The organism is Niastella soli (assembly GCF_017742245.1).
GTDB lineage: Bacteria > Bacteroidota > Bacteroidia > Chitinophagales > Chitinophagaceae > Niastella > Niastella soli.
Window position 1 is genome coordinate 12708 of record NZ_JAGHKO010000005.1, and the last position, 14627, is coordinate 27334.

Annotated in this window: 12 protein-coding genes; 8 read left to right on the forward strand and 4 right to left on the reverse strand. The window is 43.8% G+C overall.

Annotated features, from left to right (window positions below):
* Nucleotide 1 precedes the first annotated feature (1 nt).
* Nucleotides 2-1258: a competence/damage-inducible protein A gene (locus J7I42_RS20565; RefSeq protein ID WP_209140747.1), complete on the reverse strand. Its 1257-nt coding sequence runs from the start codon at nucleotides 1256-1258 to the stop codon at nucleotides 2-4.
* Nucleotides 1259-1612: 354 nt separating this feature from the next.
* Between J7I42_RS20565 and dacB the strand changes: the two genes are divergently transcribed.
* Entirely contained in the window at nucleotides 1613-3025 is a 1413-nt protein-coding gene (gene dacB, locus J7I42_RS20570) for a D-alanyl-D-alanine carboxypeptidase/D-alanyl-D-alanine endopeptidase (RefSeq protein ID WP_209140748.1), read from the forward strand.
* 79 nt (nucleotides 3026-3104) lie between these two features.
* Here dacB and J7I42_RS20575 read toward each other — a convergent pair whose 3' ends face one another.
* Both J7I42_RS20575 and J7I42_RS20580 read right to left on the reverse strand, forming a co-directional pair.
* Nucleotides 3105-3518, reverse strand: coding sequence for an acyl-CoA thioesterase (locus J7I42_RS20575; protein WP_209140749.1), 414 nt, complete (start codon nucleotides 3516-3518; stop codon nucleotides 3105-3107).
* 145 nt (nucleotides 3519-3663) lie between these two features.
* Nucleotides 3664-4071 carry a DoxX family protein gene (locus tag J7I42_RS20580; protein WP_209140750.1) on the reverse strand — a complete coding sequence of 136 codons (408 nt, stop codon included), beginning with the start codon at nucleotides 4069-4071 and terminating at the stop codon, nucleotides 3664-3666.
* Between the two features lie 167 nt (nucleotides 4072-4238).
* Here J7I42_RS20580 and J7I42_RS20585 point away from each other — a divergent pair, with 167 nt between their 5' ends.
* From J7I42_RS20585 to J7I42_RS20600, 4 genes are all read left to right on the forward strand, one after another.
* A complete protein-coding gene (locus J7I42_RS20585; protein WP_209140751.1) occupies nucleotides 4239-7265 on the forward strand; it encodes a tetratricopeptide repeat protein in 3027 nt (1008 codons plus the stop codon).
* A 62-nt stretch (nucleotides 7266-7327) separates the two neighbouring features.
* Nucleotides 7328-8995, forward strand: a complete 1668-nt coding sequence (locus J7I42_RS20590) for a TonB-dependent receptor (protein ID WP_209140752.1) — start codon at nucleotides 7328-7330, stop codon at nucleotides 8993-8995.
* Nucleotides 8996-9167: 172 nt separating this feature from the next.
* Entirely contained in the window at nucleotides 9168-9863 is a 696-nt protein-coding gene (locus J7I42_RS20595) for a hypothetical protein (RefSeq protein ID WP_209140753.1), read from the forward strand.
* 54 nt (nucleotides 9864-9917) lie between these two features.
* Nucleotides 9918-10817 (forward strand): class I SAM-dependent methyltransferase, encoded by a 900-nt coding sequence (locus J7I42_RS20600; RefSeq protein WP_209140754.1) that lies wholly within the window; start codon nucleotides 9918-9920, stop codon nucleotides 10815-10817.
* Nucleotides 10818-11059: 242 nt separating this feature from the next.
* Here the strand turns inward: J7I42_RS20600 and J7I42_RS20605 are convergent, their stop codons facing one another.
* Entirely contained in the window at nucleotides 11060-11890 is an 831-nt protein-coding gene (locus J7I42_RS20605) for a glutaminyl-peptide cyclotransferase (RefSeq protein ID WP_209140755.1), read from the reverse strand.
* A gap of 140 nt (nucleotides 11891-12030) precedes the next feature.
* On the opposite strand from J7I42_RS20605, the gene J7I42_RS20610 reads away from it, so the two are divergent.
* The 3 genes from J7I42_RS20610 (at nucleotide 12031) to J7I42_RS20620 (ending at nucleotide 14527) form a co-directional block, all read left to right on the forward strand.
* Entirely contained in the window at nucleotides 12031-12276 is a 246-nt protein-coding gene (locus J7I42_RS20610; RefSeq protein WP_209140756.1) for a hypothetical protein, read from the forward strand.
* A gap of 289 nt (nucleotides 12277-12565) precedes the next feature.
* Nucleotides 12566-13150 (forward strand): RNA polymerase sigma-70 factor, encoded by a 585-nt coding sequence (locus J7I42_RS20615; RefSeq protein WP_209140757.1) that lies wholly within the window; start codon nucleotides 12566-12568, stop codon nucleotides 13148-13150.
* A 240-nt stretch (nucleotides 13151-13390) separates the two neighbouring features.
* The gene (locus tag J7I42_RS20620) at nucleotides 13391-14527 is read left to right on the forward strand and encodes a FecR family protein (protein WP_209140758.1); all 1137 of its coding nucleotides are present in this window, start codon (nucleotides 13391-13393) and stop codon (nucleotides 14525-14527) included.
* Nucleotides 14528-14627: the final 100 nt, after the last annotated feature.

Below are 14627 nucleotides of genomic sequence, written 5' to 3' on the forward strand. Positions count from 1 at the left end.
CTTAGGCGTTTTCCACTATAAATTTCCGCAAAAGATTCAGTGCCTGGGTCGCCGTCATTTCAATATTCCGGTCCCTGTCGAACCGGAACTGGAACTTTTGGGTCACCAGTTTGTGTTTGTCGCCGGCTGCCACCCAAACGGTGCCTACCGGTTTTTCGGCCGAACCTCCATCTGGCCCCATAATACCAGAAACAGCTACTGCATAATCAGTGTTCAATTTGGCCAAAATGCCGGCTGCCATCTCCGTCACCACTTCTTCGCTCACGGCTCCCATTTTTTGCAAAATAATGGGCGATACCTGCAGCTGGTTGATCTTTACTTCATTGTCGTAACTTATGATGCTGCCTTTATATATGTTACTTGCACCTGGTATGGCTGTTATAAGATGTGCAAGATACCCACCCGTACAACTTTCTGCGGTAGCCATGGTTTTGTTCTTCGACCGCAACAGTTTACTCAGTGCCATAGGCAGGCTCGCATCCTCGTCGATAACAAGCCATTCCTGTACCAGTTTCTTTAATGTGGCAAATTCGGTATCCAATTCCATTTCCAGTTGGGCCTTGTTGGTACTCCACCCGGTGATGCGCAACCGTACCATCCCATAATTGGGCAGGTAGGCCAGCTTCAGGTGGGCTGGCAGTTTTTCTTCCCAATGTTGAATGGTTTCAGCAAGAAACGATTCGCCCACACCGGCCGTAAGCATGGTCCTATGCCCGATAAACGGCATTGTAAAGCTTTGTTGCAAACGGGGTAATACCTCGGTGGTGATCAACCCCTTCATTTCATGCGGCACACCTGGCAGGGAAACATATACTTTGCCTTCTTTTTCAAACCACATGCCCGGCGCTGTGCCGCGGGCGTTGGGAAGCACCGTACAAACATCGGGCACCTCTGCCTGTTTCAGATTGCGATCGATCATGGGGCGGCGGAATACCTGTTCAAAAAGATAAACCACGTGTTTGCGTACCTCTTCATTCATCACCAGTTTGCCGCCGAAATATTCGGCCAGTACTGGTTTGGTTATATCGTCGGCGGTAGGCCCCAATCCCCCCGTCATTATAATTATGTTTGTATCCTGGCTTTCCTCTTTAAGGGCGCGAACAATTTCTTCCTTGCTATCACCCACTGCCACTCTTCTTTTAACCCACACCCCGATCTTGTTCAGTTCCTGAGAAATAAAAGCGCTGTTTGTATCTATTACCTGGCCTATCAGCAATTCATCACCAATGGTTATTATGGAGGCGACTATTTTTTCCATAGCTAATTATTCGGGACAAATGTAAGTTAAATTGTCAGTTGTGAGTTGTCAGTTGTGAGTAGGTTCCCGACTTTTCGGGCATCTGCATTTTTTGCCGGCTTACTCATCACTCACGTTTTCTCCGCCGGTTGGCGGATCAACACGCTAATTTTTACAGCTTATCAACCCCTGCGAGTGGGGCAGGTGCTGTCAACTTGTTAACTGGTCAACCCGATCCCACTTCTTATTGCCATTATCAACCCTATCAACCTGTTAACTTGTAACCTGAAGCTGTGAGTTGCTGTTTTATGCAGCAATGTTCTTAATTAAGCTTCCCCACTTTTCACTAATTTCCCCAAATCAAATAACTGATCCATGAAGAAGCTACTGTTGCTCCTTTTTATTACTACGAATATAAGTACAGGCAGATCACAAACTATTTCGGTAAAACTGGCGAATGCAATAAAGAAAATGGAAGCAGATTCCCAATTGCGACATGGCATTATCAGTTTATATGTGACCGATGGACAAACCGGGAAAGTAGTATTTGAACACAATGCACAATTAGGGCTGGCTGCTGCCAGTACCCAGAAACTGTTTACCAGTGTAGCTTCTTTTGACCTGCTGGGTAGCGATTACCGGTACAAAACAGTGTTGGGGTATGATGGCAGCATTGAGAATGGGGTGCTGAATGGCAACCTGCACATTAACGGCTATGGAGACCCTACACTGGGCAGCTGGCGTTGGAGCAGTACCAAAGAGGAAGTAGTGTGTAGAAAAATAAGCTCCGCCCTGCTAAAAAGCAACATTACAAAGATCAATGGGAATGTATTACTGAACGATTCGGCCTTTTCCATTCAACCTGTTCCCGGTGGCTGGATCTGGGACGACATTGGTAATTATTATGGGGCAGGTTGTTGGGCAATTAACTGGCGCGAAAATCAGTACGACCTGCAATTGCAGCCTGGACTAAAAGAAGGAGATCCGGCAAGAATTGTAAAAACAACTCCCCAGTTACAGGGAGCATTGCTTACCAATCAGATCACAACTGGAAAAAAGGGGAGTGGCGACAATGGCTATATATACCTGGCCCCTTATTCAACAAGCGGGTTCACCGCGGGAACCGTGCCGCCAGGCAATGATCCGTTTGTGATCTCGGGTTCTTTTCCCAATGGCCCTTTGCAATTTTCCAATGCCCTGGAGGAGTTATTTAAAAAGCAAAATGTTTCCGTATCCGGACGCTTTAAAGACTATGCGGAAAGTAAAATGAATAAAGAAAGCTGGCCGGCCATGCAACAGGAATTAATTACGCTTTTATCGCCACCAGTTGATAGTATAAATTACTGGTTCCTGCGCAAAAGTATTAACCTGTATGGAGAAGTGCTGATAAAGACCATAGCCTGGGAAAAAAACGGGTTGGGCTCAACGGAAAATGGGGTGGAGCTGGTACGCAATTTCTGGAGTGAACGGGGGATTGATAAAGGCGCCGTGCATATGATCGATGGCAGCGGTTTATCGCCCCAAAACAGGGTTACCGCCCATGCTGAAGTGAAAGTACTGGAATATGCCAAAACACGGTCCTGGTACCCCGCATTTTACAATGCCCTACCAGAGTACAATGGGATAAAAATGAAAAGCGGTTCTATTGGTGGTGCGCGTGCCTTTGCCGGTTATCACACCGCAAGTGATGGCAAACAATACGTTTTTTCTATCATCGTGAATAACTACGATGGATCACCGGTGGAGATTGTGAAGAAGATGTATACGGTGTTGAATGTGTTGAAGTAGGAGACAAGAGGTAAGAAGTAGGAAGTAGGAGGTACGAAGCTTGCGAATTTTCTTACTTCGTACGTCTTACTTCGGCCTCTTAGGATTCGAAAAAGGGCTTCAGTTTATCGTACAACTGCACCGGCATCGTCGTCTTCTGCATGCCCTTTGCCGTAACGAAAAACAGTACCACGCGTCCAACTGTTAATAATTTCTTGTTTTCATTGAATACCTCTACGTGAAATTCAATTTTATGATCGGTGGGTAATTCCTTCAGGGTGGTTTTAATGGTCAACAGGTCGTCGTAATGAGCCGTACGCAGGTAGCGGCAATGCATTTCAACTACAGGCATAATAACACCCATGGCTTCCATGTCTTTATAGGTAAACCCCAACTGGCGGATCGATTCTGCACGACCTACTTCGAAGTACTGGGCATAATTACCATAGTATACTACATTCATCTGGTCGGTTTCGGCATAACGAACACGGATCTGTGTCTCGGAAGAAAACATAGTAGGTCTATTGGGAGGTAAATTGGAACCTCTGATTTTGAAAGTTTATTTATCGGCAATCGGCAAAAAAATCCGGCGGCGCAAGTTCGTGTATTAATCTGAGCAATCGTGAACCGTTCACGATTCACGATTGCCGATTCACGATTTATTTTCCCATCGCTCCATCGATGCTGTATTTGCCGGGACCCATTAGCAATACGCTAAAAAAGGCGGCTAAATAGAGTACACCGGTTTCAGCGGGGCCCGTATAACCTTTATTAACAATAAAGACAATTACGGCAAAATTGATCACAACGGGAATAGCCATAATTCGTGTAAACAGTCCCAATACTATAAATACAGTACAAAACACTTCCGCAAAAAGGGCCAGCATAAGCGTAGGCATATGCCCAATATGCAATGGATCGGGAAAGCTGCTTTGTTTTTCGGCGAAATGCTTCAGTTTGTCAATTCCATGATTCATTAGGAGCAGTAATCCGAAAGTTGCCCGTATAATCAATACGGCGATGTTAAAAGCCGTTTCAGAACAAGCGGTGCTCAATAGTCTTTTCATGAGTTCGTTTTTAAGGTAGCTCAAAAATAGGGTATTTGTTTTTTTCACATTTAGTATTAAAAAGAATTGTTAATCTGGCTACTTATCCACAACTGTTTGGAACGATGTTTGGTTTAAGGTAAAATATTTAGAACCTTTACCAAGTCTATCACCTTAAGGACACTGGAATGAAACAAACGACAGCCTTCATAACCCTTTTAGGTCTTTTTCATTTTTCCTATGCCCAGCAAACCCGTGTAATAACTGATCCCCAGGCAACTTTCAAGCAAGCTAAAGAGTTCTATCAGCGGGAACAATACAGTCTGGCATATCCCTTATTAAAAGACCTTCAATTACAGCAAACTTCTGCGGATCGCAGTAATCAGACTATTAGTTATCAGGAGATAAAGTATTATTCAATCGTTTGTGCGTTGAAGCAAAATGAGGAGGGCGCGGTATTGCAGGCACGAAAATTTATGGAAACGGAAGATAATGCGCCCCGGGTACAAATGATGAGCTTTCACCTGGCGGAATATTATTTCCGTAATGAAGATCTGCCAGCGGCGGGTTCTTTATACGAAACCACCAGTATCGCCAATTTAAATAATCGTGAAGTGGCCGACATGAAGTTTCATCTCGGTTATGTATACTTTACGTTTAAACAATATGACAAGGCCAAGCCCCTGTTTGATGCCATCCGGCAGATGAAGGATGACCCTAATTATGCCGATGCCAACTATTATTATGGCTTTATTTGCTTTTATGAAAAGCGCTACAATGATGCGCTAACTGCCTTTTCCGTGGTGGAAGACCATCCCACTTATGGCCGGGTAGTGCCTTTCTATATTGCCGGTATCAGGTATTCGCTGGGACAAAAAGAACAGGCCCTGCAATATGCCGAGGCAAAATTGAAAAGAGGTAACCTGTCTTATGATAATCAAATGCGCCAGATGGTGGGGCATGCCTATTTTGAGAAAAAGCAATTTGATAAAGCGCTGCCTTACCTGGAGACCTATGTTAACAAGGCCGATAGCATAAAAAGGGAAGATATTTACGAATTATCATATTGTTATTATGAAGCGAAAAACTGGAATAAAGCAATAAACGGGTTCAAACAGATCAGTGGAAAAGAAGATTCGCTGGCGCAGAATGCCATGTACTTGTTAGGGGATGCTTATTTAAGAACAGGACAAAAGGCCAATGCGCGTAACGCATTCCTGATGTGTGCCCGCAACAGCAGCAACGCAAAACAACAGGAAGTATCGCAATATAATTATGCAAAACTCTCTTATGAGCTCGGTTACCAGGACGTAGCCCTGTCTGAATTTCAGGAGTTTTTGACCAAATACCCGCAATCAGAATACAGCAATGAAGCCAAGGAGTTACTGGTGAACATGCTGGCCAATACCAACAATTATAAAGACGCCCTTACCTTACTGGAAAGTGTAAAGAACCCATCGGCCAATGCCAGAAAATTGTACCCTGTCGTATTATACGGCCGGGCCACTGAATTAATAAACGATGGTATGCTGGTAAGCGCCAATGACCTGCTTAGCAAAGCCGAGGCCGATGCAAATAATACAGGTGTATTACCACAAATACAGTTCTGGAAAGGGGAGATCTCATACCGGTTGAACAAACTGGATGATGCCATCCGTTACTTTTTCGAATACCTGAAACGGCCCATTTCTTATATAGAGATAAATCCCGCCAATGCCAATTATAACCTGGGGTATTGCTTTTTGAAAAGAGAGAACTATAACCAGGCGCTGGGATTTTTTGAAAAGGTGGTAAAAGACCCGAAGATCAATGCCAATCCGCTGGAACAGGATGCTTATGTGCGTAGCGCCGATTGTTATTATATGAACCGCGATTTCAAAAAGGCGCTGGCGATGTACGACAAAGTGATCAGTTATTCGTGGGCATCGGGTGACTATGCAACGTTTCAAAAAGCCATGATCACCGGGGTTAGCAATGAAAAAGAGAAGATCAACCTGCTCTCGACCATCAGCCGGCGTTATCCGCAATCGAATTTATCGGCCGATGCCAATATGGAAGTGGCCATGACCTATGTAGCGGCTGAACAGTTCCGCGAAGCCCTTCCTTATTTAAAGAATGTGATCAGCGATCCACTTTCATCGTTAAAGCCAAAAGCTTATTTGAAAATGGGTATCGCTTACTATAACCTGAACAATGACAATGAGGCGCTGAAACAATATACTACCGTACTGCAACAGTTCCCCAATTCACCGGAAGCAGATGCCGCATTGGAGAACGCGCGTATTATATATGTAGAACAGGGTAAAACAAGCGAATATGTAGCCTTTGCCCGTTCTATGGGTAAGGAAATTACCAGCAACCAGGAAGATGAGCTGATGTACCAGCAGGCAGAAGTGCAATTCAATAATGGTAATTTCCCCGTTGCAGCTAAGAAATTTGAGGAATATCTTACCCGATTCCCCGATGGCAAATTTGCCCTGGAAGCATTGTACTACAAGAGTGAAATTTATAATAACCAGAAAGATTACGCAAAAGCAGCCGAAGGATATGAGAAGTTATCTGACCTGGTGCCCAATAAATTTGGTGAAAAAGCTTTGTTGAATGCCGCGCGGTTGAACTTCTTTGAAGTGAAGAACTATGAGAAATCGGAGAAGTATTTTTCCAAACTGAAAGAGTTTGCCACTTCCCAGGAAAACAAACTGGAAGCCATGCGCGGATTGCTTCGCAGTCAGTTTCAGCTACAAAAATGGACTGATGCGGTTACCAATGCAAAAGACCTGTTGACTCAGAAAGGTATTGGTTCCGATGATAAAGTGATCGCGAATATGGCTATTGCCAAATCGTTCCAGACTTCTAGCCAGTACGATCAGGCAATAAGCTATTACCGCCAGGTTGTTTCACTGAACAAATCGGCCTATGGTGCCGAAGCGCGGTATGAAATTGCTAATTGTTTCCTGGTGCAGAACCGCCTGAGCGATGCAGAAAAAGCGGCGTTTGAAGTGGTGAACAAATCAGGCTCCTACGAAACCTGGGTTACCAAAGCCTATTTGGTATTGGGTGATATTTATCTGAAGCAAAAGGATTATTTCAATGCCAAAGCTACTTTCCAAAGTATTGTAGATAATGCCAAGCTGGAAGACCTGCGGCAGGAGGCGGATCGCAAGTTGAAACAAACTCAGGAAGAAGAGAGAAAGAATAGTAAGGTAGGAGGTTAGTTAACCAGTTGATCAGTTGACAAGCACCATTCACCAAACACAAACAAGCACATTGTTTTCAGATGAATAAACAACTTATAACAATAATTTTCTTAAGCGGTATCCTGGGCGCTGCACGCGTGCAGGCGCAGGAGCCTAATAAAGGAAAGACCATTGATGTAACTTCTCAATTTAAACCGGTATTGCGGGAAGCGTCAAAGATCAATTTTAATGCAACCGAGCCAGCGGTAGATACTACCAAACCCAGGCTCAATTATAATATTCCTGCACAGAATTTATTTTTCAGTTATCAGCCCGCAGGCGTAAATCCGGTTGCATTGAAAGTAGATTCACTCAGCTCCTGGCAATACAGCAATTTTATAAAAGCGGGTATAGGTAATATTCATCAGCCCTATGTAAAAGCAGGCTTTAGCTTTGGCGATGGCAAGCAAACCTTCTTTAATCTTTTTGCCAATCACTATACGTCAAAAGGGGACCTGCCTTATCAAAAGAACAGTCAAACCAGTGTGGGCGCCGCTGCTACCTATAAAACCACTAAAAACGTAGAATGGAATGGTAGTTTGGGTTTCCGCAGCGACGATTATTATTTGTATGGCTACAAGCCAGATACCCTTAAGACATTCTCGAAGGATGATCTGAAACAGCGTTTTCAAACCATTGAAGGTAAAGTTGATTTCCGTAATATGGCGCCCACCGAGTATGGGTTGAATTATCACCCAAGCATAAAGGTGAGCAGCTTTAATGATAACCTCAGCAATGCACCCAAAGGCAGTGAAATAAATACGGTAGTGAACCTGCCACTGGAAAAAACATTTGATGAGAAGATCGCATTTGGTATAGGCGCTACCGCTGATCTTACTAACTATAAGTTCGGTGATAAGGGCAATAAAACAACTATCCAGAATAATTTATACCAACTCGCAGCAGCCCTTTCGGTTAAAACCGATAACATATATCTGCATGCCGGGATCTCGCCCATCTGGGACCAGAAGAAATTTCACATGCTGCCCGATATCATGGCCGACATTTCTACCAACGATAAAAAACTTACGCTGCAATTGGGTTTTGTAGGTGGATATCAAAAAGGTTCTTACCAGCGTATGGCAGCTATCAATCCCTGGTTGGCGCAGCCCGATACCCTGATGAATACCCGTTCCATTGATCTGTACGGAGGAATAAAAGGTTCGCTGGGAGATCATTTTACATATGCAGCAAAACTGGGCCTGGTTACTTATCACAATATGCCATTGTTTGTTAATAATTACGTTACTGACTCTACTGGTAAAAACTTCCTGATCTTTTATGAACCCAGGATGAATAATCTGCAATTGCATAGTGAAATCGGCTATACTATTGGTGAAACGTTCAGTGCTACAGCCGGGTTAACCTGGAATAATTACTATAACCTGGAAAAGGCAAATGGCGCATATGGGTTAATTCCCATGGAATTCAATGCCGCGGTGCGTTGGCAAATGATAAAAGACCTGTTCTTTTACAGCGAACTGTTTACCTGGACAAAACCCCGGTACCTTTCTAAAAATGGCGAAAGCTACAAAGGAGATGACGCTTTTGACCTCAATGCAGGCGCCGAGTTCCGAATCACAAAGAACTTTAATTTGTGGATCCAGCTTAATAATTTGTTAAATGATGAGTACCAGCGCTGGAACCAGTACCAGGTATTTGGATTCAGTTTTATGGGTGGTATAACTTATTCATTTAATACGAAATAGGCCGAACGCCGAACGCTCAACGCGGAACGCAGGACTGTCCCAAATGGCAGCTTTGGCGTTAAGCGTTGAGCGTTTTGCTTTTAGCGTGAATGGGGATAAAGGTTTTATGAAGTTTGTGTTTCCATTACCGGAAAATTTTTGTTCTTTGCAGAAGTAAACAAAGGATATTATTATGAATAATGTGCTGGTAAGTTATCTGCTTCAACATAAAAGCATCAGTATTCCCGGGTTGGGTTCCATGTACATTGAGCGCATCCCGGCGCAAACTGACTTTGTAAACCGTCGAATTTTGCCCCCTGACTATCATTTTCGTTTTGATAAATACTTTGATGCCCCGGATAAAGATTTCTTCACCTATCTGGCCAAGCAACAGAACATTGCCGATTATGAAGCCATAAAATGGTATAATGAATGGGCCTATGAATTGCGAAACAAACTTCGCGAAGGGCACCCTGTTGAATGGGCAGGCATAGGGACCCTGAAGAAAGACATCTCAGGAGAAATAGTATTTGAATCAGCTGGCCGTATTCCCAGCTTACAGGAACCAACGCCGGCCAACCGCGTAATTCACAGCCACTCCCAGCATACCATGCTGGTGGGCGATCAGGAAGTGACCCGTAAGATCTCTAATATAGATAGTCCGGCAGAAACAAATGAGAATAATGTTGTATCTGGTGAGGAACAGCAACAGGCTCCGTCTGAACCATATCATTATCCATGGGAAGAGGAGAAGCCCAAAAAGAAATGGTGGTTATTTGCCCTGCTTATAGCCGCGTTGGCGCTGAGTGTGATCTTTTTCAGGGTGTATAAAAGCGGATTTGTTACCTCCGCGGCAGGAAACCATCAGCCGATCAACGCAGCACCTTAATTTTCTTTTAAACTAATAGGATTCTTTCTTTTCTTTGCAGGCCATAAACACCTGATGTCGTCACCTATACATTATACTACCTGCCCTGCCTGCGATTCGTCAGACATTCATCGCGTACTGGCAACCAAAGATCATACGGTTTCGCATAAAATATTTGAAATTTGGGAGTGTCGCCGTTGCACCATGCGATTCACCCAGGATGTACCCCAACAGAATGATATAGGCGCTTATTATCAGTCAGACGACTATATTTCACACAGTAATACCAGCAAGGGACTGGTGAACAGGTTATACCTTAAAGTGCGCGAACGCAGTTTGAAAAATAAAAGGAAACTGGTACAGGGTTATACCAATGCGGAAAGCATGCCCCGGCTGCTGGATGTTGGTTGCGGTATTGGTGCGTTTATGGACCATATGCGGCAACATGGCTGGCTGACAGAAGGGATTGAGCCCAGTGAAGTTGCCCGGGAAAATGCCGTAAAACAGTACGGTCTGTATGTTTACCCACCCGATAAATTCTTTGATCCTACTTTAGGCAATTTTGATGTGATCACCATGTGGCATGTGCTGGAGCATGTACACCTGCTGAATGAATATATGTTCCGGCTGAAAGAATTGCTGCGTCCGCAAGGCACCCTCTTCATTGCTGTGCCTAATTATACCAGCCTCGACGCTTCAAAGTACCAGGAAAACTGGGCTGCATACGATGTGCCCCGGCATTTGTATCATTTTTCGCCAGAATCCATGCGGTTACTGCTCGAAAAACATGGACTTGTTTTACGTTCGGTAAAACCTATGTGGTTCGATAGTTTTTATGTAAGCATGTTGAGTGAAAAGTACAAAACAGGGAAAGAAAGTGTGCTTAAAGGCGGTATTATGGGCTCCATTTCGAATTTGAATACCCTCTTTCATAAAGAACAATGCAGTTCGTTGATCTATGTGATTGGCAAGTAAATCTCGGCAATCGTGAATCGGCAATCGTGAATCGGCAATCGGCAATCGGCAGTCGGCAATGGGCCACTAAAGTTCGAGACTCGCTTATTAATGCGTGAAACGGCAATGGCTCACGAAATCCGGGACTCACTTTCCGCAATCGACGGTGTCGGCAATCCATCTTCGCCAAGACGAGTCAGCCCTTGTGATCGGCAACCGGGACCTGAAATGTAATCGCCAATTAAGAAACTGGCGAACCTATTTTACTGGATCTTTATTTCATAAATAAATGGCCATCTTTTGCCGGTAACCAACAGTTGACCGGTTTCTTTATTATAGGCTATCCCGTTCAATACATCAGCACCAGGACGCAGCGAGGCCGCTTCTTTCTGCAAGTTTTCCAGGTTGATCTTTCCCACCACATTACCCGTTTCAGGGTCAATTTTCAGGATATAGTTTGTTTCCCACTGGTTGGCGTAAATAAACCCGTTTACATACTCCAACTCATTGATATTGGTCACCGGGCCGTTGTTATCTGTTACCCGTTGAATGTAAGCCAATTTAACAGAGTCGGGGCTAATGTAATAGAGGTTGCTGCTGCCATCACTCATGATCAGGTGGGTGGAGTCGTGCGTAAGGCCCCAGCCTTCCTGTGCAGGGATCTTGAATTCCTTGATCAGTTTAAACGTATTGGCGTCGTATACAAAACCAACATGGCTGGTCCAGGTGAGGTGATACAGTTTATCGTTAAAAAAAGTAATGCCTTCACCAAAATACTTTGTTTTATCCAGCTTTACTTTTGAGGCTACTTTACCGGTTTTCAGATCGGCGATACCAAATTCAGAGGGGTAAGGGCTTTCATCTGCATTACCGCCCGAACTTTCGAATAATTGTCCTTTATAGAATTCCAGTCCTTCCGTAAAATAGGACGTATCATGGGGGTATTTATTTACTACAGCGTATTGAATGACCGGAGGGGCTGCGTTTACGTTATTGTTGGAATCACCTGCATTATTGGCGCTGGCATTGTTATTACCGTTACAGGCAGCCAGGGTGGTCAACAAAGCGGTAGCCGCAAAAAGTAATTTCTTCATAATATCATGAATATATGGACGTAAGCTATAAAAATACGATCGGAAAGATAAGTAAAGCTAAAAGAATAATTAATTTTTGGATTTATGGGGAGATTTTATAGTATTAGCATTTGGAACCCGTTCCTTAACTAGTTGAAAAAATGGAAGAACTGGAATTACCGCCATCAGATGAGACATTCTTAACAAAGTATGGCAAAATCATTGGTTTTATCATTTTCCTTGTAATTGCTATTTACTATTCAAAGAGCAAGACAGACAGGGTCGAAAAATATGGTGTTATTACAGTTGCCAAAGCAATAGAATATGAAGCGGCGGAGCAAGGATCAAGTACATTTATTCATATTTATTTGGGGAATAAAATCATTTCAAACTCATGTTACCTCTAGTTGTTATTATTGCGTTGGGAAATTTTACTTTATTAAGGTGTTGAAAGATGATCCGGATGATCATCCTTTGATTTATATGGATAAACCTGTGCCTGACTGCATAATTGAGAATGTTAAATACTTTGAAGGATGGAATGAATTCCCTACCTGTGATAGCTTAAAATAAAATTTGCAACTGTATTTATGACCTTTTATCACCAGCTATATAAAAAACAACTGCTAAATTTTTTGCAGATGTAATTTTTTTATCTGAAATTAGGATCGCGATATAAAACCAAAACTTGCCATTTTGAATGATCCTAATCATCTCAGATCACTTCAGGAGCGTATTGCTTTGTATGAAGATATGCAGGCTTATCACGAACTGTACAATCTTTTCTTTCACAATCTTCATCGTTTTTGCTTCTCTTTTGTAAAGTCGGCAGAAGCCGCCGAGGAAATTGTTTCTGATGTATTTATCAAACTATGGCAGATCAGGAACAAGCTGCCGGAAATAACCAACCTGAAGGTATATCTGTACCAGATTGCCAAGAACTTTTGCCTTAATTATATAACCCGTCATTTCAAAAACCCCGTAACAAGTCTCGACGAAATAAATATTGAGACAGTTATCAGTCTCGATAATCCCGAAGAACTTTGTATTTCTGCCGATCTCATCAACACCATTCAACAGACCATCAGGCAATTGCCACCGCAATGCCGGCTCATCTTTCAAATGGTAAAGGAGGATGGTATGCGCTATAAAGAGGTGGCCGATGTACTGCAGGTTTCTGTGCTCACGGTGCGTAATCAGGTTGCTATTGCTACGAAGAAAATTGCTGAGACCTTGCCTGCTTATATAGGCCAAAGGCAAAGGGCAGAGGGTAAAAGATAGTCGGCAATCGGCAATCGGTCTCGGCTCAGCCGAGAGCAATCGGCAATCGATTTTTGGCGCCGCAAGGTAATTATTAATCTCAACAGTCGCGAGTCCACTCACAACTCACAACTCACAACTCACAACTCACCTCTTGAGACTTGCTCTCTTTTTCACCTCCATCACCCCTATTAACTTTTTTTCTCCTCCTTTGGTACATCTGCAAACAAACCCTTGTCTTAAGAGATACAGCCCATTATTATGAATGAAGAAAGAGCCTGGTATCTGTTAAGTGTTCAGCTTTCCGGGGAAGCTACTCCCGAAGAAGGGGAGGAGTTACATGCCCTGTTGTCGCAGCATCCCGAATGGGGTTTGCGCGCCGATATCATTCGTAACATGTGGAATAACAGGCAGGTATCAAGGCCAGTAGCGCCCGGTCATTTCGATAAACACCTGCAACGGCTTAGCAATCACCTGGCCCAGCCGGCCTTACAGTTCGATTCAGAAGGGGTGGAAACTGGAACGCCGGTAATGGAAGAAGAGAGCCATCGAACGAGGTTACGCTGGTTGTGGGGTACAACGGCAGCCGCGGCCTGTCTGTTGATCTGTTTCCTGGTATTTTGGCCGCCAGCAAAAAAGCCGGTGAAACCGCTTGCCAGTAACACCATCAGTACCCGACCGGGTTCCAAATCAAAAGTGGAGTTACCTGATGGTACCCAGGTATGGCTGAACGCAGACAGTAAAATAACCTATGGCCAGAACTTCTCCGGCAATACCCGCGAAGTGGTACTCACCGGTGAAGCGTATTTCGATGTGGCCCATGCCACCTCTGTAGAAACTGGACAGCGCATTCCCTTTATCATTCATACCCCGTCTATCGACATAAAAGTATTGGGCACGGCTTTCAATGTTAGGTCCTACCCCGGTGAAAGCACTACAGAAACCGCCCTGATCAGGGGCTCTGTTGAGGTGACCCTTCATGACAATCCCGATAAAAAAATAGTCCTGAAGCCTGATGAAAAGCTGATCGTCCGGAACGACAACGCTACTGTTGTTGGCATGGAGAACGAAAAGAACGACGGCATTTCCAATGCGGCTAATAATGTCCCCATGATGATGGTAAGTAAATTACGCGCCTATAAACAGGATACCGGCAGCCATTATGAAACCATGTGGGTGAAAAATAAATTGGCTTTTGAGAATGAATCATTCGACCGGATGCTGCCTGAGATTGAAAGGTGGTACAACGTAACCATACAGTTAAAGAACGGATCACTGAACAACCTGCATTTTACCGGTGTGTTTGAAAACAAATCACTGGCCGAGGTAATGGAAGCATTAAGCCTTTCCCGGGGTTTTCATTACGAAATAAATGGCGCCCAGGTAACTATATGGTAAAGTACGAACACTGTATATACGCTATAATAACGATTGTGTAACCAAAACGATTTGCAATGAAATACCTAACCTGACTTCGTAAAAACAAAAACGGAGAATG